Annotated in this window: 18 protein-coding genes and 3 pseudogenes; 17 read left to right on the top strand and 4 right to left on the bottom strand. The window is 40.0% G+C overall.

The genetic code is table 11. From position 1 onward, the window contains the following. The 5 genes and pseudogenes from AB1A03_RS10230 to AB1A03_RS10210 all read left to right on the top strand — a co-directional run. Window positions 1-523 (top strand): annotated as a pseudogene (locus AB1A03_RS10230) (hypothetical protein); the annotation flags it as partial. 167 nt (window positions 524-690) lie between these two features. Then, on the top strand, window positions 691-879 hold the full coding sequence (locus AB1A03_RS10225; protein ID WP_354624561.1) for a type II toxin-antitoxin system RelE/ParE family toxin: 189 nt from the start codon (window positions 691-693) through the stop codon (window positions 877-879). Beyond that, window positions 872-1,185 (top strand): annotated as a pseudogene (locus tag AB1A03_RS10220) (helix-turn-helix domain-containing protein). The gene AB1A03_RS10225 and the pseudogene AB1A03_RS10220 overlap by 8 nt, the downstream one beginning before the upstream one ends. Window positions 1,186-1,426: 241 nt before the next feature. Then, window positions 1,427-2,110: a DNA/RNA nuclease SfsA gene (sfsA, locus tag AB1A03_RS10215; RefSeq protein ID WP_354624560.1), complete on the top strand. Its 684-nt coding sequence runs from the start codon at window positions 1,427-1,429 to the stop codon at window positions 2,108-2,110. A gap of 3 nt (window positions 2,111-2,113) precedes the next feature. Beyond that, on the top strand, window positions 2,114-2,533 hold the full coding sequence (locus AB1A03_RS10210; protein WP_354624559.1) for a methyltransferase family protein: 420 nt from the start codon (window positions 2,114-2,116) through the stop codon (window positions 2,531-2,533). On the opposite strand, the pseudogene glpD reads toward AB1A03_RS10210, so the two are convergent. From glpD to AB1A03_RS10195, 3 genes and pseudogenes are all read right to left on the bottom strand, one after another. Further along, window positions 2,514-4,053 (bottom strand): annotated as a pseudogene (glpD, locus tag AB1A03_RS10205) (glycerol-3-phosphate dehydrogenase). The gene AB1A03_RS10210 and the pseudogene glpD overlap by 20 nt on opposite strands. A 71-nt stretch (window positions 4,054-4,124) precedes the next feature. Next, window positions 4,125-5,651: a glycerol kinase GlpK gene (gene glpK / locus AB1A03_RS10200; protein WP_354624557.1), complete on the bottom strand. Its 1,527-nt coding sequence runs from the start codon at window positions 5,649-5,651 to the stop codon at window positions 4,125-4,127. A 48-nt stretch (window positions 5,652-5,699) separates the two neighbouring features. Next, window positions 5,700-7,043 carry an SLC13 family permease gene (locus AB1A03_RS10195; protein WP_354624556.1) on the bottom strand — a complete coding sequence of 448 codons (1,344 nt, stop codon included), beginning with the start codon at window positions 7,041-7,043 and terminating at the stop codon, window positions 5,700-5,702. Between the two features lie 174 nt (window positions 7,044-7,217). On the opposite strand from AB1A03_RS10195, the gene AB1A03_RS10190 reads away from it, so the two are divergent. From AB1A03_RS10190 to AB1A03_RS10135, 12 genes are all read left to right on the top strand, one after another. Beyond that, on the top strand, window positions 7,218-8,243 hold the full coding sequence (locus tag AB1A03_RS10190; RefSeq protein ID WP_354624555.1) for a GGDEF domain-containing protein: 1,026 nt from the start codon (window positions 7,218-7,220) through the stop codon (window positions 8,241-8,243). A gap of 14 nt (window positions 8,244-8,257) precedes the next feature. Beyond that, window positions 8,258-8,869 (top strand): fumarylacetoacetate hydrolase family protein, encoded by a 612-nt coding sequence (locus tag AB1A03_RS10185; protein WP_354624554.1) that lies wholly within the window; start codon window positions 8,258-8,260, stop codon window positions 8,867-8,869. Window positions 8,870-9,045: 176 nt separating this feature from the next. Then, on the top strand, window positions 9,046-10,026 hold the full coding sequence (pheS, locus tag AB1A03_RS10180) for a phenylalanine--tRNA ligase subunit alpha (protein ID WP_354624553.1): 981 nt from the start codon (window positions 9,046-9,048) through the stop codon (window positions 10,024-10,026). An 11-nt stretch (window positions 10,027-10,037) separates the two neighbouring features. Then, on the top strand, window positions 10,038-12,425 hold the full coding sequence (gene pheT / locus AB1A03_RS10175) for a phenylalanine--tRNA ligase subunit beta (RefSeq protein WP_354624552.1): 2,388 nt from the start codon (window positions 10,038-10,040) through the stop codon (window positions 12,423-12,425). Window positions 12,426-12,429: 4 nt separating this feature from the next. After that, entirely contained in the window at window positions 12,430-12,738 is a 309-nt protein-coding gene (locus AB1A03_RS10170; RefSeq protein WP_354624551.1) for an integration host factor subunit alpha, read from the top strand. Between the two features lie 462 nt (window positions 12,739-13,200). Further along, window positions 13,201-13,650, top strand: coding sequence for a transcriptional regulator NrdR (gene nrdR / locus AB1A03_RS10165; RefSeq protein WP_354624550.1), 450 nt, complete (start codon window positions 13,201-13,203; stop codon window positions 13,648-13,650). Between the two features lie 248 nt (window positions 13,651-13,898). Beyond that, a complete protein-coding gene (gene ribD, locus AB1A03_RS10160; RefSeq protein WP_502945946.1) occupies window positions 13,899-15,047 on the top strand; it encodes a bifunctional diaminohydroxyphosphoribosylaminopyrimidine deaminase/5-amino-6-(5-phosphoribosylamino)uracil reductase RibD in 1,149 nt (382 codons plus the stop codon). A gap of 1 nt (window position 15,048) precedes the next feature. Further along, window positions 15,049-15,711 (top strand): riboflavin synthase, encoded by a 663-nt coding sequence (locus tag AB1A03_RS10155; protein WP_354624548.1) that lies wholly within the window; start codon window positions 15,049-15,051, stop codon window positions 15,709-15,711. A gap of 75 nt (window positions 15,712-15,786) precedes the next feature. Continuing rightward, window positions 15,787-16,893 carry a bifunctional 3,4-dihydroxy-2-butanone-4-phosphate synthase/GTP cyclohydrolase II gene (gene ribBA, locus AB1A03_RS10150; RefSeq protein ID WP_354624547.1) on the top strand — a complete coding sequence of 369 codons (1,107 nt, stop codon included), beginning with the start codon at window positions 15,787-15,789 and terminating at the stop codon, window positions 16,891-16,893. Between the two features lie 58 nt (window positions 16,894-16,951). Continuing rightward, on the top strand, window positions 16,952-17,419 hold the full coding sequence (gene ribH / locus AB1A03_RS10145) for a 6,7-dimethyl-8-ribityllumazine synthase (protein WP_354624546.1): 468 nt from the start codon (window positions 16,952-16,954) through the stop codon (window positions 17,417-17,419). Window positions 17,420-17,424: 5 nt separating this feature from the next. Then, a complete protein-coding gene (nusB, locus tag AB1A03_RS10140; protein ID WP_354624566.1) occupies window positions 17,425-17,856 on the top strand; it encodes a transcription antitermination factor NusB in 432 nt (143 codons plus the stop codon). A 72-nt stretch (window positions 17,857-17,928) separates the two neighbouring features. Continuing rightward, window positions 17,929-18,648 (top strand): DUF445 domain-containing protein, encoded by a 720-nt coding sequence (locus AB1A03_RS10135; RefSeq protein WP_354624545.1) that lies wholly within the window; start codon window positions 17,929-17,931, stop codon window positions 18,646-18,648. 210 nt (window positions 18,649-18,858) lie between these two features. Here the strand turns inward: AB1A03_RS10135 and msrA are convergent, their stop codons facing one another. Then, window positions 18,859-19,395: a peptide-methionine (S)-S-oxide reductase MsrA gene (msrA, locus tag AB1A03_RS10130; RefSeq protein ID WP_354624544.1), complete on the bottom strand. Its 537-nt coding sequence runs from the start codon at window positions 19,393-19,395 to the stop codon at window positions 18,859-18,861. Window positions 19,396-19,582: the final 187 nt, after the last annotated feature.

Here is a 19,582-nt window from a genome sequence, read left to right as displayed (position 1 = left end):
AGGTTGTGTTTCTCGCCAAGTTGGTGCAGTTGTTACTGATGAAAATTATTCTATAAAGTCTGTTGGTTGGAATGATGTAGCAAAAGGGCAAGTACCATGTAATTTGAGGTCGCTAAATGGATTAGCTAATGACTTCGATGAAATTACTTATAGTGTTTATGAAAGGCATAATAAAGAGTTTAGAAATGCTGCTAAAGGTGAATATATAAAAATATCAGGTCAAGAGGGAACTCAGGGTAAAAATCTATCATACTGTTTTAAAGACATTAAGAATTCTTTAGATGACTCTGGTAATCAAGTGCACACCAGATTGTTACATGCTGAGGAAAATGCTTTTCTGCAGTTAGCCAAATATGGTACTGCAGGTATTGAAGGGGGTAAACTATTTACTACAGCTAGCCCTTGTGAGTTGTGTGCTAAAAAAGCATATCAATTAGGAATTAAAGATATTGTGTATATCATCCATACCCGGGAATTGCAATCGATCACATCCTATCCATTGGTAGTAATAAACCGAATTTAATTCAATTTAGAGGGGCTGTAGGTAAGGGATACCACCAATTATATGAACCTACAATATCATATAAAGATGAACTAAATTACCTAAAGGGCTCATAACACCAATTGAGGACATCCAAATCTTTTGATTGATGTAAATCAATAAAACATTTGGATGTCCCCGATTTTAGTTTGCGGAAGATTCGAGTTGCAAGTAAGGGGAAAGGAAAGCGTGGTGGTTCACGTGTTATTTATTACTTCCTTGATGAAAAGCGACGTTTTTATTTACTCACCATTTATGGGAAAAGTGAAATGTCAGATTTAACCGCAGATCAAAAGAAACAGTTAAAGGCTTTTATGGAGGTCTGGCGTAATGAATAATCGTGATTTATTTACAGAATTAAGCTCAGCTCTTGTTGAGGCAAAAGAGCATTCTGAGGGGAAGATTACCCTTAAAACACATCAGGTTAATGATCTAAGTGAGCTTGCTATCTCACCTAGTGAAATAGTACATATTCGAGAGAAATTTAATATGTCACGTGGTGTGTTTGCTCGTTTGCTTCATACATCTTCTCGGACTTTAGAAAACTGGGAGCAAGGGCGCAGTTTCCAAATGGGCAAGCCATTACTCTTTTGAAATTAGTGCAACGTCATCCAGAAACTATCACGCACATAGCAGAGCTATAACAAACAAGTGTAGGTGTCGCGCAGCCGACACCTTATTCGGGTGTTGGACAAGCCCAATCGGTCATTGCTGCTCCTTATAGTAAATCAGATGCTCACGCGCGAGTTTTAAAGAGTATTAAATCTTGAAAGTAGTTTGGTCACCTTTGGCATTAGATAAACTAGAAACTACAGCTAAATTTATTGCACTTGATCTCTTGATGATTGGTTGCCAAATTTTGTAGTACATTTAATGGATAACCCCATGTTTACTCATTTACAGAAAGCGACGTTATTAAAACGCTATAAACGTTTTTTGGCGGATGTGTTGCTTGAGAGCGGTGAAACGATCACGATTTATTGCCCCAATACCGGGGCGATGACCCATTGCGCAGACGCTGGGGATACAGTTTATTTTAGCGCATCGGATAATCCTAAGCGTAAATATAAATATACGTGGGAGCTAACCCACAGCAAAGCAGGACATTGGATCTGTATTCATTCGCAACGGGCAAACCAGTTTGTTGCCGATGCACTTGCGGCACAAAAAATTCCCGAACTACTTGATTACGAAAATATCAAGGCCGAGGTGAAATATGGTAGTGAGAACAGTCGCATCGATTTTTTGCTGACAGCAGCAGGGCGGCGCGATTGTTATGTTGAAGTGAAAAGTTGTACGCTGCTTGATGAGTCATTTGGCTCAGGGCAAGGTTTTTTCCCCGATGCTGTTTCAATCAGGGGGCAAAAGCATTTGCGCGAATTGATGCAGATGAAAGCGGCTGGTTGCCGTGCCGTTTTACTTTTTGCGATATTGCATACTGGTATTCGCGCCGTTAGCGCAGCTAACCATATTGATGCAAAATATGCGCTATTATTTGAACAGGCAAGGCAGAGTGGGGTTGAGGTAATCTGTTATCATGTGCCGATTTACTATCAGAAGGTTAGTTAAATTATGATTTATGTGGTTGCCCAGTTTGTATTATTACTCTTTTTAGCATGGCCGATGGCAAACCTCTCTTTCTCTGCGCTCGGTGCAGCACTTATTTTGCTTGCTGGTATTGTGGCACTCTCTGCGCTATTGGCCAATCGCCCTGGTAATTTTAACGTTCGTCCAACCCCGAAGGCGGGTGGGGAGTTAATTACTTTTGGTATTTATTACTACATTCGCCACCCTATGTATTGCTCTCTATTTTTCGCAGGATTAGGCATACTTTTTTGCCAGTTTAGTTTGTGGAAATTATTGGCTTGGTTTTTATTGGTGTTGACACTCACCTTAAAAGCGCGTTTTGAAGAGCAGGCGCTGCTGGTTAAATTCCCTCATTATCAAGAGTATCAAAGCACCTCTAAGGCGTTTATCCCTTTCCTTTGGTGAGTGTTATGCTGTTGTTCCGTTGCTCGACGATGTAGGCTCGTAGCTGATCCTGTTGTGGGGTGTCCAGATATAAACCTAACTTAGTTCTGCGCCAGAGTATATCCTCACTGGTTTTGGCAAACTCGTTTTGTAGTAAATAATCAACTTCAAGGCGATATAGACCACTCCCAAAATATGTGCCGATCTGATTTTGTATGCACATCGGCTAATAAATTTAATGTTAATGTACCAAATTGATTGACGTAGCGTTGCAGCAGTTGCTTTTCTAAAAATGGATATTGGCGACTTAAATGTGTTGCGTATTGGTTGCGTGTGCAATTGAAATCTCCCCCGGGTAAGGGGGCTTGTGCCGTCCAAGGTGTTCTGTTCGTTGTAAAGTAGGGGGCGAGTTTATGCATCGCGGCCTCTGCTAATTTTCGATACGTGGTTAATTTTCCACCAAAAACAGCAAGTAGCGGTGGTTGATTATCGCCTGCAGATATTTCTAGGGTGTAATCACGAGTGACGCTTTGTGCTGCATTAGATTGGTCATCACAGAGTGGGCGAACACCGCTATAGGAGTAGATGATATCGTTTTTAGTGATTTGCCTGATAAAATATTGGTTAACCACGCCCAGCAAATAGGTTATTTCATCTTCTGAAATTGTCACATGCCGGGGATCTCCAGAAAATTCAATATCGGTGGTGCCAATAATAGAAAAGTCATCGAGGTAGGGAATAATAAATACAACCCGTTTATCTTGGTTTTGTAAAATGTAAGCTTGTGGTTGATCATGTAGTCGTTTGGTAACGATATGCGATCCTTTTATCAATCGTATATTGCGTGGCGATTTATCTGTTAAGGCATTATCAAAAAATTGTTTTACCCATGGCCCCGTCGCGTTAACTAATGCGCGCGAGTAGCGTTGAAAATAGATATTGGTGATGGTGTTATATAACGTTACTTGCCATACGCCTCCTAGACGCTGTGCTTTTTCAACGCGGCAGTAATTACAAACCTCGGCACCATTCTGTTGCGCACTAATGACATTAAGAATGACTAATCTAGCATCATCTACCCAGCAGTCTGAGTACTCAAACCCGGTTTTTATGTTTTTTTTCAATAAGCCTGATGCTGTTAAATCAACCTGTTTGCTTGCCGTTAATGTGCTGCGTTTACTTAAGTTATCATATAAGCAAAGTCCGAGTCGAATCATCCATGTGGGACGTAGAAATGGTTGATGGGGTAAAATAAAACGCATTGGGATGGTAATATGCGCTGCTTTTTTCATGATGATTTCACGTTCTGCTAATGCTTTTGCCACTAAACGAAATTCGTAAAGTTCTAAATAGCGTAGTCCTCCGTGAACCAATTTTGAACTCGCTGAAGAGGTTGCTGAGGCAAAATCAGCGGCCTCATATAAACCGACACTTAAGCCGCGCCCAGCAGCATCGGCGGCTATGCCTGCGCCATTGATTCCGCCGCCCACGACAATTAAGTCTAGTATCTCATCTGCACCTAGCTGGCGTTGCTTTTCCATATTACACTCACTTAACGATTGTATAGCCTGTTGCCGCTTTTTGATTGGTCTGGTTGCGTTGTTATTGGCGATTAGTCATCTTGCTCTTCACTGTGTAATGTTGCCCATGTTTGCGCACATTTAATGGCGCGCTGCCAACCGCGATAGCGATTTTGACGTTTTTGCAGATCATGATCGGGCTCGAAGGTTCGCTCAATAGTCGCTTTATTTGCTAACTCATCAAGCCCCTGCCAATAGCCAACGGCTAAACCAGCAAGGTAAGCGGCGCCTAATGCGGTGACTTCTGTTACTGTCGGGCGATGTACGTTGGTATCTAATAAATCCGATTGAAATTGCATTAAAAAATTATTGGCGATAGCACCGCCATCGACCCGTAATTCCGCTAATTGAATAGCGGCATCGGCTTGCATCGCATCTAAGACATCTCGTGTTTGGTAGGCGATGCTTTCGAGTGTCGCACGAATGATATGTGCAGCGTTTACCCCTCGAGTGAGTCCAACGATGGTGCCACGAGCATAGGGATCCCAGTAAGGCGCGCCAAGCCCTGTAAACGCAGGTACAAGATACACCCCTTTAGTGGAGCTTACTTTGGTGGCAAAATATTCACAATCCTTGGCGTCGTCCAGTAAATGGAGTTCATCTCGTAACCATTGCACCGTTGCTCCCGCCATAAAAACAGCGCCTTCTAAGGCATAACAGAGATCACCCTGTGCATTGCAGGCGAGAGTAGTTAACAGACCGTTTTTTGAGGTTACCTTTTGCTTGCCTGTGTTCATTAAAAGAAAGCAGCCCGTGCCATAGGTGTTTTTGGCTTGCCCTGGGTGTACGCACATTTGTCCAAAAAGTGCAGCCTGTTGATCGCCTGCGATCGCGGCGATGGGAACCGTTGCCCTGCTTTGCTCGGATATTTTGACATGTCCATAAATTTCAGATGACCGCTTCACCTTGGCAAGCATGCTACGAGGAATGGAAAATGCGTCTAATAATTTATCATCCCATTGTAGGGTGTTGATATTAAACAACATGGTGCGAGAAGCATTGCTGTAGTCGGTAACGTGGACATGGTCTGTTGTTAATTTCCATACTAGCCAAGTATCTATGGTACCAAAAAGTAATTTCCCTGCCTTTGCATCATCTCGTGCATTAGCGATGTTATCTAAAATCCATTTAATTTTGCTCGCTGAAAAGTAGGGATCAACTACTAAGCCTGTATTTTCATGGATGTATTCATTGAGTTCCGTTTGCGCTTTTAATGTTTCGCAGATGGCTGCTGAACGGCGACACTGCCAAACAATTGCGTTATAAACGGGCTTACCCGTTTCTTTATTCCAGACAACGGTTGTTTCACGTTGATTCGTAATGCCTATCGCTGCAATTTGCTCACTGGTGATGGCCGCCTTGTCGAGTGTTTCCACCAATAGTGCGGAAACGGATGTATATATCTCTAAGGGATCATGCTCAACCCAGCCAGCATGAGGGTAGATTTGTGTTACTTCGCGCTGACCAATTTCGATGATATTAGCATCATGATCCAAAATTAAAACTCGGGAACTTGTCGTACCTTGGTCAATGGCAATAATGTATTTTTGCTTGTTCACATAAGCCCCTACATAAAGCGACTAATTTTGTTAATTATCTTATTACTCTCAGTTAATAAAATAGGCCCAATAAAAAGAGGCAAAGAGAGTGGTTAAAATAATACCAAGTAAATTGAGTAATAGGCCGTATTTAGCCATGCTGCTGATATTGACCGATTCGCAGCTCATTGCAATGGCATTGGGCGGTGTCGCAATGGGTAGCATAAAGGCGTAACTGGCACAAATAGTGGCAACCATCATCAGCAATCGCGTATCTAAGCCATTTTGCACTGCTAATGCATTAATGACTGGCAATATCATGGAAATAAGCGCCGTGTTACTGGTTATTTCTGTTGCAAATGTCACCATGCTAGCAATGATAATAATCAGTAATATCGTTGGTAATTGGCTGAAATTTTGTAGAAAAATAGCCAGTTTATCGGCTAACCCTGAGCTCGTAAATAGTGCGGCTATGGAGAACCCCGCACCAAATAAGAGGATAATATCAAAGGGGATTTTTTTCATATTTTTCCACGTGATAATAGTAAATGGTGGAAAAAAAAGTAGTAACCCAAAGCCTAATAATATTCCCGTTTCATTTAGCCCTAACCCTTCATAGTAAGGTTCGATTGGTGAGTTGAAGAGTAATAAAATGACTAAAGCGGTTAAGATAAATGTCACTTTTTTTTGTTCAACCGTTAAAGAGACAGCAAGCTGGGTCGGTTGTTTATCAAGTTTTTTATTTTTTGTTCCCCATGACAGTATCCATCCCAGTAAGAAAAACATAACAACGGCGAGAGGCAGTGCCAACATCACCCACTGTGCAAAGGGAATGGTTGCTAATTTTAAGTTATTTAATAGTCCATATAAAATTAAATTGGGTGGCGTACCAATCGGGGTGATGATGCCACCGATGCTCGCACCATAACAAATAGCTAAGGCAAACCGTTTTTTTAAGGCGTTATCATCCGATAGAAAGAGCACCAAAGGAATCAATAAAAGACTGCTGGTAGTATTGGATAAAAAGGCGCTTAAAGAGCCTGCGGTTAACGCCAGCGCATAAATCATCCCGCGCACAGTGTGTGGAAAAAATTGTAAAATTTTATTCGCAATAACTTTATGTAATTCTGTTTTTTCTACCGCAATGGCCAATAAAAAGCCGCCTAAAAACAGAAAGATAATCGATTTACTGTAATTGCTGCTAACCGCATTAGTTGACATCAAATTAAACATTGGAAAAAGTATCACAGGCAGCAGAGAGACGACGCCCAATGGTAATGCACTATTACTCCATAAAATGACCAACAAGCTGATCAAGGCTAACGCTTTAGCCTGTTGCACATCAAGGACCAATAGAAGAAGCCAATAAAATAATAGTGCAGAGATAACCGCAGCTGCTAACTTTATGACCATAATTGATATCCTCATCTTGTGAGTCCTTGATAGTTACTATTTTAGTCTTAATTTCTGTAAAAAGGGCGGCATAAAGACATTTATAATCTGTGATGGCCCTGTTGGTACTTAAAATATGAGCATCAATTTATTCTATTTGCTATATTTATCCTCAATTTACTTAAGGATGACTATATGAGTGATGATTTGATTGTCGAATCAGTAAAAAATTTAAAGAAAGCTGTGCCATTAATGATGAAGTATAAGGTGCCGACAACGCCAATAAACTATGCATTGTGGTATAACTATGTTGCTAAGGATATACCGCAGTTAAATGTCGAATTAGATGCGATATTGACCCAGCAAGCGCATTGCTCGGAAATACAAACGGAAGTTTTATATCGTCAATTTGTTGCCGATGAATCTGAGTCAAGTACTTGGCAATTAAGGCAAAATGTAGAAAAAATGTTATTGCAGTTGGATCAATCGATAACAGACACCCACAGTGATACGGTCAAATTTAGAGATTCATTCGATAAAACATTTTCACAAGTTAGTATGACGGAAGATAAAAAATGGTCCGTTGATGAAGTAATTAGTCTGCTTAAAAAAATTGAAGGTGATTCAGAAGAGATGAGTCGTTCAACGCAATTTTTTAGCGAGAGTTTACAAGCCGCAAAAGCGGAAATATCTACATTAAAAGAAGAGTTGCAAAAAAGCCAACAGCAAGCCTTATATGACGCTTTGACTGGATTATTAAATCGTCATTCATTTGATGTGGAAGTGACTAACTTTATCAACAATGAAGCGAATGGTTTATGTTTGATTATTGCTGATATTGATAATTTTAAATTGCTAAATGATCAATGGGGGCATTTACTTGGTGATCAGGTATTGAAAGCCGTCGCAAAGAAATTAAGTAGCAGCATGCGCGAAGGGGCTAAAGTGTATCGTTTTGGTGGTGAAGAATTTATTATATTATTACCTAAAAGTAATTTAAGAGTGGCGCGCCACTTTGCAGAAACGCTGCGTAAATTAATGGAAAAAGTGGCTTTAAAAGATAAGCGCACTGGCAAATGGATAAATAACATTACCTTGTCATTTGGCGTGGTTGAGTGCCAAGAAAGAGATTCCGTGAGCTCATTGATTGCGCGAGCAGATGAATACTTATATGAAGCTAAACGATTAGGGCGAAACCGCGTTTTGCCTATGATGCAATAGATAGGATGGTACGTATGAAAAATATTATCGCCGATGGAGCGTTGCTTACTCCTTCTAAAGTGGTCTGTATCGGTCGAAACTATGTTGACCATATTAAAGAACTAAATAACGAGATACCTGAGCAGGCGGTTATTTTTGTTAAACCTAACTCAGCGATATGTGATGAAATTTTTACCGATAAAGTGGAGACGATACACTATGAAGCTGAATTATCTTTTATGATTAGCAATAATAAAATTAGCGCGGTAGGGATTGGTTTAGACCTCACTAAACGCGCGCTGCAAACAAAGTTAAAAGCCAAGGGATTGCCCTGGGAACGCGCAAAATCCTTTGATAAATCGGCTGTATTTAGCGAGTTTGTCCATTTTGATGGTGATCTTGAAAAGCTATCTTTACAGTTATTTATTAATGAGAAGTTAGTACAGCAGGCAAATTTTGATTTGATGATTTATAAACCGCAGCAAATTGTCAATGAGGTTGCTTCGTTCATGAGTTTTAGTGATGGTGATGTATTGATGACCGGGACGCCAAAGGGCGTAGGTGAAATTGCTCGCAATGACCATTTTATTGGTAAAGTGTTCTATGATGATAAATTATTAATTGAGAAAAAGTGGACAGTTAATTAGCCGTATCGACAATAATTACAGTTAATTTTGCGTGGTTTTTATCTGTTCGTAAGTTAATTATTGTTTTTCTTGCATTTTAGCGACTCATTTCGCTGCAACACTAGCCATATCTTCCTGATATGCGTAAAATTACGCCCATTATTTTTAATCACTTGCTTTAGGTAGAGATATAACCAATGCAGCACCTCGATGAAATAGTTGCCAATGCGCAACAACAGATAGAAAATGCCGTTGATGGCAATGAGTTGGAACAGATTCGTTTACAGTACTTAGGCAAAAAAGGTTTAATGACTGAGCAAATGAAAGGCTTGGGTAAACTTCCTCCAGAAGAAAAACCAGCCGCGGGTCAGCTAATTAATAAAGCGAAGCAAGCAATTCAAGGTGTCTTAGTCGCACGCAAACAAGCATTAGATGAAGCCGTATTGAATGCAAAATTGGCTCAAGAAACGATCGATGTTACTCTACCTGGGCGTGGCGCGCCATTAGGTGGCGTTCATCCTGTTACCCGCACGATTGATCGTATTACTGAATTCTTTGCTGAATTAGGTTTTGAAGTAAAAAATGGACCTGAAGTAGAAGATGCTTATCATAATTTTGATGCGTTAAATATTCCTCCGCATCATCCTGCTCGTGCTGATCACGACACATTTTATTTCTCCCCTGATTTGGTGCTTCGTACACAAACCTCTGGTGTGCAAATCCGTACCATGGAAAATAGTAAGCCGCCTGTTCGAATTATCTCGCCGGGGCGTGTATATCGTAACGACTACGATCAAACCCACACACCAATGTTCCATCAAGTTGAAGGGTTAATGATTGCTGAAAATGTAAGTTTTAGCCAATTGAAAGGGATTTTGCATGACTTTTTGCATAACTTCTTTGAACAAGATCTTCAAGTGCGTTTCCGTCCATCCTATTTTCCTTTCACCGAACCCTCGGCTGAAGTGGATGTGTTAGGTGAGAATGGTTGGTTAGAAGTACTAGGTTGCGGCATGGTTCACCCTACTGTTTTACGTTCAATGGGGGTTGATCCAGATAAGTATTCTGGTTTTGCATTCGGTATGGGGGTAGAGCGTTTAACCATGCTTCGTTACGGCGTAAATGATTTACGTTCATTCTTTGAAAATGATCTCCGTTTCCTCAAGCAATTTAAGTAAGGGTTAGAATAATGAAATTTAGTGAAGCTTGGTTAAGAGAATGGGTAAACCCTGAAATTAGTCGTGAAGAGTTGTTACACCAAGTCACCATGGCTGGTCTTGAAGTGGATGATGTAGAAGCCGTTGCCGGTGATTTTAGTAAAGTTGTTGTGGGTGAGGTAGTTGAGTGTGGCCAACATCCCGATGCAGATAAATTACAAGTTACAAAAATAAATATTGGCGAAGATGAGTTACTCGACATCGTCTGTGGCGCAAAAAACTGCCGTTTAGGCTTAAAAGTTGCCGTTGCCGTGGTTGGCGCTGTATTGCCGGGTGATTTTAAAATTAAAAAAGCGAAATTACGCGGACAAACCTCGCTTGGTATGTTGTGCAGTGAATCAGAGCTAGGCATGGCTGAAACAGCCGATGGAATTATTGAACTGCCTGTTGATGCGCCGATTGGCAGTTGCGTTCGTGAATACTTACAGTTAGATGACGTTATTATCGATGTTGATTTAACTGCAAATAGAGCCGATTGCTTAGGTATTTCTGGGCTTGCTCGTGAAGTTGGTGTATTAAACAATAGCACTGTTACTGAGCCAACGTGGCAAAATGTTGCTGTTACGATTGATGACCAAGTTGCTATTAATTTGCAAGATCCAACTGCTTGTCCTCGTTATTTAGGGCGTGTTATTCGTGGTATTAAGCAAAATGCAGCAACGCCTTTATGGATGGTAGAAAAATTACGTCGTTGTGGTGTGCGCAGTGTTGATGCCGTTGTGGATATTACGCAGTATGTGTTACTTGAATTTGGTCATCCAATGCATGCCTTTGACCTTGATAAGTTAGAGGGTGGTATTGAAGTTCGTCTTGCTAAACAAGATGAACCGTTGACATTACTTGATGGTAAAGAAGTTAAGTTAAATGCAGATACCTTAGTGATTGCGGATCAACAAAAAGCATTAGCGATGGCTGGTATTTTTGGTGGCACTGACTCTGGTGTTAGTGAAGGTACTAGCAATATATTTTTAGAAAGTGCTTTTTTTGCTCCTTTAGCGATTGCAGGCCGTGCTCGTTCATACGGTTTACATACCGATGCATCGCATCGTTACGAACGTGGTGTTGATCCTGTTTTACAAGCTAAAGCGATGGAGCGAGCAACGCAGCTATTAGTTGAAATCTGTGGCGGTGTTGTTGGCCCAATAAGCGAAGCGGTTAGTGTTGAGAATTTACCAAAACAGTCTGAAATTTACTTACGTCGTAGTAAATTAGATAGCTTAATTGGTATTGCTATTGATGGTGAGCGAGTGACTGAGATTTTAACTCGCTTGGGCTGTGATGTTACTGTTAGCGCGGAAGGTTGGACTGCGATTGCACCAACATACCGTTTTGATATGGCGATTGAAGAAGATCTTATTGAAGAAGTCGCTCGTGTATATGGCTATAACAATATTCCAAATATTGCCCCTGAGGCAGCGTTAAGCATGCCTGCGCATAATGAAGCGACTCTTAAATTAACCAAAATACGTGATGTATTAGTCAATCGTGAGTATCAAGAAGCGATTACCTATAGTTTTGTTGATCCTGATAAACAACTTAAATTACATCCACAAGCTGACGCACTGATTTTGCCGCACCCGATTTCTAAGGATATGTCAGCAATGCGCGTGAGCCTATGGACGGGGTTATTAGAAAGTGTTTCTAATAACCAAAAACGCCAACAAGCACGTGTTCGCTTATTTGAAACGGGTCTGCGTTTTATCAAAGATGAAAGTGTTGAAAATGGTATTTCTCAACAGCCAATGTTAGCGGGTGTCATTATCGGTAATGTGAATGATCAACATTGGGATATTGCCACACGTAATGCGGATTTTTTTGACCTTAAAGCGGATCTAGAGGCAATACTAGACCTTTGTGTTGATGCTCACAGTTTTGAGTTTAAAGCAGAAACCCACAGTGCATTACATCCTGGTCAGTCAGCGGGTATTTACCGTAATGGTAAAAACATTGGTTATATCGGTACATTGCACCCAAGTTTAACCAAACCATTTGCATTAAATGGTACTGCGATAGTATTTGAGATTCAACTTGAGCAGATCATTACACGTAAATTACCACAATCAGCGGATATCTCTAAGTTCCCAGCTAACCACCGAGACCTTGCTTTTGTTGTCGATGAGCAAGTAAATGCAGGTAACGTACTAAAATTTATAGAAAAAATTGGCATTACTGAACTAGTTGGCATAAACTTATTCGATGTATACCAAGGTGCAGGCGTAGCAGAAGGTAAGAAGAGCTTAGCGATAGGTTTGATCCTACAAAATACGACGAGAACCTTAGAAGAGCAAGAGATTGCAAATAGTGTAAATAGCATTATAGAAGCGGTTTCTATGGAGTTTAATGCATCGTTGAGAGAATAATTTTATGGCACTGACTAAAGCTGATATATCAACCCATTTATCTGAAAAAATAGGCCTAAGTAAAAAAGAGGCAAAAGAGTTTGTCGAATCTTTTTTTGAGGAGATTAAAGCAACACTGGAAAGTGGAGAAGCTGTCAAAATTTCTGGTTTTGGTGGCTTTGAGCTAAAGGATAAAAGTGAACGTCCGGGTCGTAACCCTAAAACTGGTGAAGATATTCCAATTGCCGCACGCCGGGTTGTTACCTTTCGAGCGGGGCAAAAATTAAAGGAACTAGTTGAAGAAAAGTTGCCCGATAGCGAAGATAAACTTTAGTTATATGAGCAAAAATAAAAAAACCGCATTTGCGGTTTTTTTTTATTTAAAAAACTGTTTTTGTTAAAGTAGCAAGTATCATTGTCAATAAATGTTATACCAATCGGATTAAGTATGTGATCTAATACCAATTCCGGTAAGTATGTGACCTAGATTTTGCGCAGGAAAAACAGCTTAATTCAAGGCGTAATTTGACGTAAATGGTTATTCCCTTTGCGAAAATTACAACGCAGCAGTAAGTTGTTTTAACCAGTAAAATAGATCAGCTATTTATCGGAATTGGTATAAATTTTGCGCCGGAAAAATGGCTTTATTTGAGGCGTAAGTTGACGCAAATGGTGTTCCCTATGCGAAACTTACAACAAAAAAGTAAGTTATTTTAACCAGTAAAATAGATCAGCTATTTATTCCAATTGGTATTATAATTTTCAACCTAGAATTTCCCACTGAGAGTAAACCATTATGTACTGTCCATTTTGTAGTGCACAAGATACAAAAGTTATTGATTCTCGTCTTGTAGCAGAAGGGTTTCAAGTTCGTCGCCGTCGTTCTTGTAATGAGTGTAGTGAGCGTTTTACTACTTTTGAAATGGCTGAACTCATCATGCCGCGATTAATTAAATCTGATGGACGTAGAGAACCCTTTAATGATGAAAAGTTACTCGTGGGTATTCACCGAGCTTTAGAAAAAAGGCCAGTCAGTATTGAGGCCATTGAAGCAACGGTTAATAAATTGAAGTCTAAATTGCGTGCCACGGGAGAGCGTGAAGTTTCTTCAAAAATGGTTGGAGAATTGGTCATGGAGTTATTAAAAGGTTTAGATAAAATTGCTTATATTCGTTTTGCTTCCGTGTATAGATCCTTTGAAGATATTAAAGAGTTTGGTGAAGAGATTGCTAAATTAGAAAAGTAATATCTCTATGTTATCTCAAGGCTCTTTGTTAGCTGCTCACTCGGATATCAGAGCAAGGCGTAACATGAGCTAATTGTGACTGTTTGATTTTCTAGCTAGTGCCGTTAGGTAAGGAAAAATGTTCCAATCTGCTTTGTTATAAAGCCGCTATGTAGAACAACGATACTTCAATTTTATGGCTAATATATTGGCACTCTTTTTCCTGCTGACTTTGCATTTTAGTCGCATGGGTATAAATAGATGGAATAATAATGAACAACGCTCAATTTTCTGAATTAGATACGCAATATATGGCGCGCGCTATTGAGTTAGCAAGGAAAGGGCGCTTTACAACTTCCCCTAATCCAAATGTTGGGTGCGTTATTGTTAAAAATAATGCCATTGTTGGTGAAGGTTTTCATTTACAAGCAGGAGCTTCCCATGCTGAGGTGAATGCCTTACGGATGGCAACAAATAGCGCCACGGATGCAACCTGCTATGTGACGCTTGAACCCTGTTCACATTATGGGCGGACGCCTCCCTGTGCATTAGCTCTGCTTGAGGCTGGTGTGAAGCGTGTTGTGATCGCGATGGTTGATCCTAATCCGAAGGTTGCGGGGCGTGGTATTGCTATCCTCAGGGATGCGGGCATCACCGTTGAAGTGGGGTTGTTGGAAGCCGAAGCTGAGAATTTAAACCAAGGTTTTATTAAGCGCATGAAATTTCAGCGGCCACGCGTTACCGTAAAACTTGCAGCTAGTTTAGATGGTAAAACCGCGTTACAAAATGGCGTCAGTAAATGGATAACGGGCGCTCAAGCACGTATTGATGTGCAGTATTATCGTGCCATGCAAAGTGCTATTTTAACTGGCAGCGGAACGGTACTTGCTGATGATCCAAGTTTGAATGTTCGTTATCAAGAATTGCAGCAAAGTCCTCGATTTGATAGTGACATTCCTGCATCTTCTTTGCATCAACCGATACGAATTATATTAGATTCTCATAATAAATTAACATTGTCAGAAAAACTATTTACTATTCCAGGCAAGGTCTTATTGGTTTCGCTCACCGCGCGATCTGATCTTAATGATAAAGTGCTTAATGCCGATGTTGAGCAGCTTATTGGCGTGGATGATAGTCACGGGCGAATCGATTTGGCAGTGCTGTTGAAGCAACTTAATGACTATGAAATTAATGATTTATGGGTTGAGGCTGGCGCAACGTTAGCGGGGGCTTTTTTCAATAATCAGTTAGTTGATGAATTTATACTCTATCAAGCGACAAAATTGTTGGGCGATAAAGGTAGAAACTTAGTAAACTTACCCAATTATTTAGAAATGGACGCGGTTGTACAATTATCACTTAAAGAATCGGTGATTATTGGCAATGATATTCGCACCATAAGTTATCGAGATTAATATGTTCACAGGTATTATAGAAGCGGTAGGAAAAATTACGGCAATTAAACACAATGCACAAGATATGACGATTAGTGTTGATGCGGGGTGTTTAGATATGAGTGATGTCAAACTTGGCGATAGTATTGCTAATAATGGCGTCTGTTTGACGGTAACTAAGTTATCAGGAAGTGGTTTTGATGCCGATGTCTCCTACGAAACCATTAAGCGCAGTGGATTTTCACAAATTCAAACAGGCTTTATGGTAAATCTAGAAAAAGCGATGCAAATGAATGCGCGTTTTGGTGGGCATATTGTTAGTGGGCATGTCGATGGAGTAGGCGAAGTCATTTCCATCTCTGCGACGGGCAATGCGATAGATTATTGGATACAAGCCCCCGATAATTTAGCCAAGTATATCGCGCAAAAAGGGTCTATTAGTGTTGATGGCATTAGTTTAACGACTAATGAGGTTAATGGTGCTGCCTTTAAATTAACGATTATCCCACATACTATTGCGCAAACGAATATGATAAATTACGCCGTTGGAACCAAAGTGAATTTAGAAGTTGATGTGATTGCACGATATTTAGAACGATTGATATTGGGTGATGAAGCTGCCGCAGAGCAAGTAGAAAAAAAATCAACGATGGAACTACTCGCTAAAAGTGGTTTCTTAGGGTAAAGCCAACATAAATTAGGGCTTCCTATCTTTTTAAAGAATATGGGGCTGCTATAAAAAGCACCACAAGGATAGAAAATGAAATTAAATACAACTGCTGAAATTATAGAAGATATTCGTTTGGGTAAAATGGTTATTTTGATGGATGATGAAGATCGTGAGAATGAAGGCGATCTTATCATGGCTGCAGACCTAGTGACACCCGAAGCCATTAATTTCATGGCTACATATGGTCGAGGATTAGTTTGCTTAACGTTAACAGAGGCTCGCTGTAAGCAACTTAATTTACCTTTAATGGTGGCGGATAATACAGCGGCATATCAAACCAACTTTACGGTTTCAATTGAAGCTGCTCAAGGTGTGACGACGGGGATTTCTGCAGCAGATCGTGCTATTACTGTTCAGGCTGCCGTTGCTAAAGATGCTAAACCGACTGATATTGTTATGCCCGGTCATATTTTCCCATTGAAAGCACAACCCGGAGGCGTGCTTACTCGTGCTGGGCACACTGAAGCCGGCTGTGATTTGGCGCGTTTAGCCGGGCGAGAGCCTGCTGGTGTTATTGTAGAAATACTTAATGAAGATGGCACCATGGCGCGCCGCCCAGATTTAGAAAAGTTTGCGCAACAACATGGTTTGAAATTAGGCACAGTCGCGGATCTAATTGAGTACCGTAATAATAATGAAACAACCATTGAGCGCGTAAGTGAATGTAAGTTACCGACGGAATTTGGTGAGTTTGATTTAGTGGCTTATCAAGATACTATCGATAAACAAGTACATTTTGCGTTGGTGAATGGTGCAATTAAATCAGGACATATCACTAACGTGCGGGTACATCTACAAAATACATTTAGCGATAATTTTTTCTCCGACCGCTTCGCTACGCGCACTTGGCCATTGCATAATGCATTACAACGTCTTGCACAAGATGGTGGGGTATTAGTTATGCTTGGGCACCAAGAGACAGCTGAATCATTGATCGAGCAAGTTAAACATATTGCACAACAGGATGCGGGCGAACGGGTTGCCAATAAACCTCAGGGGGCGAGTCGACGCGTTGGTGTCGGTTCGCAAATATTGCGCGATTTGGGCGTGCAAAAAATGGCATTATTAAGCTCTGAGAAAAAATATCACGCACTGGCAGGTTTTGGGCTCGAGGTGGTTGATTACATCACTGAGTAATAAGCATTAATCATAAAATGTGCTAGAATGCACAAAATTGTACTAATAAGGGTAGAAAATGAAAATAATTGAAGGTGGATTAGCGGCACCACACGCGAAAATAGCAATCGTAATCTCTCGTTTCAACAGCTTTATTAATGAGCAGTTATTAGCTGGGGCGCTTGATACCCTTAAACGTACTGGTCAAGTTGAAGATGATAATATTTCTGTTGTACGTGTACCTGGTGCGGTTGAATTACCATTGGCAACAAAACGTGTTGCCGCATCTAAAAAATATGATGCTATTATTGCTTTAGGAACGGTGATACGCGGTGGCACACCACACTTTGAATTTGTTGCTAATGAGTGCAATAAAGGTTTGGCTCAGGTGTCACTTGAATTTGATGTACCCGTTGCGTTTGGCGTGTTAACGACAGACTCAATCTATCAAGCAATTGAACGCGCTGGAACAAAAATGGGCAATAAAGGTAGTGAAGCTGCACTAAGTGCACTTGAGATGGTTAACGTTATGGCGGAACTTGGATAATGAAAATGAAACCGGCTGAGCGCCGTCGCGCTCGACAATTTGCAGTGCAAGCGGTTTATCAATGGCAAATAACTAAGCTGAATGCAGGACAAATTATTGAGCAATTTATGGTTGATCAAGATTTATCTAAAACAGATGTCTCTTATTTTAAAGAGTTGCTAACGGGTGTTATTAATCGAGTAGATAATTTAGATGAAAAATTATCACCTTATTTATCACGTAAAATTAGTGATGTTGATATGGTTGACTTGGCTGTTTTACGTATCGCTATGTTTGAGTTAACCTACCGTACGGATGTTCCGCATAAAGTTGTACTCAATGAAGCTATCGAATTAGCAAAAGATTTCGCAACGGATGAATCCTATAAATTTGTTAATGGTGTTTTAGATAAAGCGTTACGAAGCTTAAATCTACGTGCAGATATTGCCGCCGAATAATTAAGATGTGCCATGAGTAAAATAGAATCCAGTGACTATTAATTAGTGACTGGATTTTTTTGAGGAATAAATATGAATAAAAGTTTTATAACTAATTTTATTGCAGCAGTCATTTTAGTTTTGGGATTACTTTTAGGACAAAGTGAGTTAGCCACAATATTAACAATGGTTGGCTTGTTTGCACTTTCTGGTGCTTTAACCAATTGGTTAGCTGTCTTTATGTTATTTGAAAAAGTGCCTTTTTTGTATGGTTCTGGTGTCGTACCTGCACACTTTGAAGAGTTTAAAAAAGGCATTCATGGATTGATGATGGAACAGTTTTTTACTCGTGAAAATGTGGATCGATTTTTAAATGCAGGTGCACTTTCTCCGACACATTTTAACCTAACACCGGTAATTGATAAGGTTGACCTTAACCCAACCTATGATGGTTTAGTGACTGTGATTATGAACTCATCCTTTGGTGCAATGTTAGGAATGTTTGGTGGAGTAGAGGCATTAACTCCCTTAAGAGAGCCCTTCATTAAAAACATGAAGAAATCAATTATTGAATTAACCGAAGATGAAAAATTTATTGCGTTGTTAAAAAAAGAGATTGAACAACCCGATATGATGAATGATATTTTAGCTAAAATTGAGCAAATTATCGAACAACGATTAAATGAACTAACACCACACTTAGTTAAACAAATCATTCAAGAAATGATTAAAAAACACCTTGGATGGTTAGTTGTATGGGGTGGCGTATTTGGTGGTTTAATCGGATTGGCGAGTGCATTGATTGTCGCTTAAAGCGCTTTGAGCCTCTGCAATAAAAGTTGACAGAGGCTTGTACTGTTTTATACCAATCGGAATAAATAGCTGATCTATTTTACTGGTTAAAATAACTTACTTTTTTGTTGTAAGTTTCGCAAAGGGAACAACCATTTGCGTCAACTTACGCCTCAAATTAAGCCATTTTTCCTGCGCAAAATTTAGATCACATACTTAATCCGATTGGTATTATTTTTTTAATTTAGCTTTATATTTTTCTTTAAATTTATTGAGTTTTGGTGAAACAACTACGGCACAATAAGCTTGCTCTGGATTATTCATAAAATAGCCTTGATGATACACTTCTGCAGGGTAAAATACGCCTAACTCTTCAACCTCAGTTTTAATCGTATCCGTAAATACCTGTGATTGAATTAAATCATTGATAACTTCAAGGGCTAATTTTTTTTGCTCTTCACTTTCATAAAAAACAGTAGAACGATATTGTGTGCCAATGTCATCGCCTTGTCTATTAAGTTGTGTAGGATCATGCAAAGCGAAAAAAATAGTTAATAATTCTTGGTAGCTAATTATTTTGTCATCGAAACTGATTTGTACCGCTTCCGCATGTTTAGTTTTACCGCTACAGACTTCTTTGTAATTGGGATGCGCTGTTATTCCTCCTGTATAACCGGAAATGGCCTTAGTCACGCCATTTAAAGAGTTGAAAGCTGCTTCTATACACCAAAAACAACCGCCCGCGAACGTTGCTGTCGATATTGCCATCTGAAAATCCTTAAAAATGTTAGTTAGTTTTGCCAACGGGGGGAAGGATAGCATAAGAGAGCTTTTATACCCACGCTACATCAAAATGCAAACTAAGCAAGGATTAGCATGCCAAGATGCGAGGCATAAAATTGTATTCTACATAGAAATTTTATAAGTAAGCAGATTGGAGCGACTTTCCTTGCTC

Origin of the sequence: Psychromonas sp. MME2, assembly GCF_040566515.1 — a bacterium.
In the GTDB taxonomy this organism is placed as follows: domain Bacteria; phylum Pseudomonadota; class Gammaproteobacteria; order Enterobacterales; family Psychromonadaceae; genus Psychromonas.
The sequence above is the reverse complement of the archived record's forward strand: the minus strand, read 5'-3'. Positions and strand labels throughout refer to the sequence as shown.

Bases quoted from the DNA above. Each gene is read 5' to 3' on its own strand.
- sfsA (WP_354624560.1), top strand. From the start codon at position 1,427: ATGTTTACTCATTTACAGAAAGCGACGTTATTAAAACGCTATAAACGT.
- AB1A03_RS10210 (WP_354624559.1), top strand. From the start codon at position 2,114: ATGATTTATGTGGTTGCCCAGTTTGTATTATTACTCTTTTTAGCATGG.
- AB1A03_RS10195 (WP_354624556.1), bottom strand. From the start codon at position 7,043: ATGGTCATAAAGTTAGCAGCTGCGGTTATCTCTGCACTATTATTTTAT.
- AB1A03_RS10190 (WP_354624555.1), top strand. From the start codon at position 7,218: ATGAGTGATGATTTGATTGTCGAATCAGTAAAAAATTTAAAGAAAGCT.
- AB1A03_RS10185 (WP_354624554.1), top strand. From the start codon at position 8,258: ATGAAAAATATTATCGCCGATGGAGCGTTGCTTACTCCTTCTAAAGTG.
- pheS (WP_354624553.1), top strand. From the start codon at position 9,046: ATGCAGCACCTCGATGAAATAGTTGCCAATGCGCAACAACAGATAGAA.
- pheT (WP_354624552.1), top strand. From the start codon at position 10,038: ATGAAATTTAGTGAAGCTTGGTTAAGAGAATGGGTAAACCCTGAAATT.
- AB1A03_RS10170 (WP_354624551.1), top strand. From the start codon at position 12,430: ATGGCACTGACTAAAGCTGATATATCAACCCATTTATCTGAAAAAATA.
- nrdR (WP_354624550.1), top strand. From the start codon at position 13,201: ATGTACTGTCCATTTTGTAGTGCACAAGATACAAAAGTTATTGATTCT.
- AB1A03_RS10155 (WP_354624548.1), top strand. From the start codon at position 15,049: ATGTTCACAGGTATTATAGAAGCGGTAGGAAAAATTACGGCAATTAAA.
- ribBA (WP_354624547.1), top strand. From the start codon at position 15,787: ATGAAATTAAATACAACTGCTGAAATTATAGAAGATATTCGTTTGGGT.
- ribH (WP_354624546.1), top strand. From the start codon at position 16,952: ATGAAAATAATTGAAGGTGGATTAGCGGCACCACACGCGAAAATAGCA.
- nusB (WP_354624566.1), top strand. From the start codon at position 17,425: ATGAAACCGGCTGAGCGCCGTCGCGCTCGACAATTTGCAGTGCAAGCG.
- AB1A03_RS10135 (WP_354624545.1), top strand. From the start codon at position 17,929: ATGAATAAAAGTTTTATAACTAATTTTATTGCAGCAGTCATTTTAGTT.
- msrA (WP_354624544.1), bottom strand. From the start codon at position 19,395: ATGGCAATATCGACAGCAACGTTCGCGGGCGGTTGTTTTTGGTGTATA.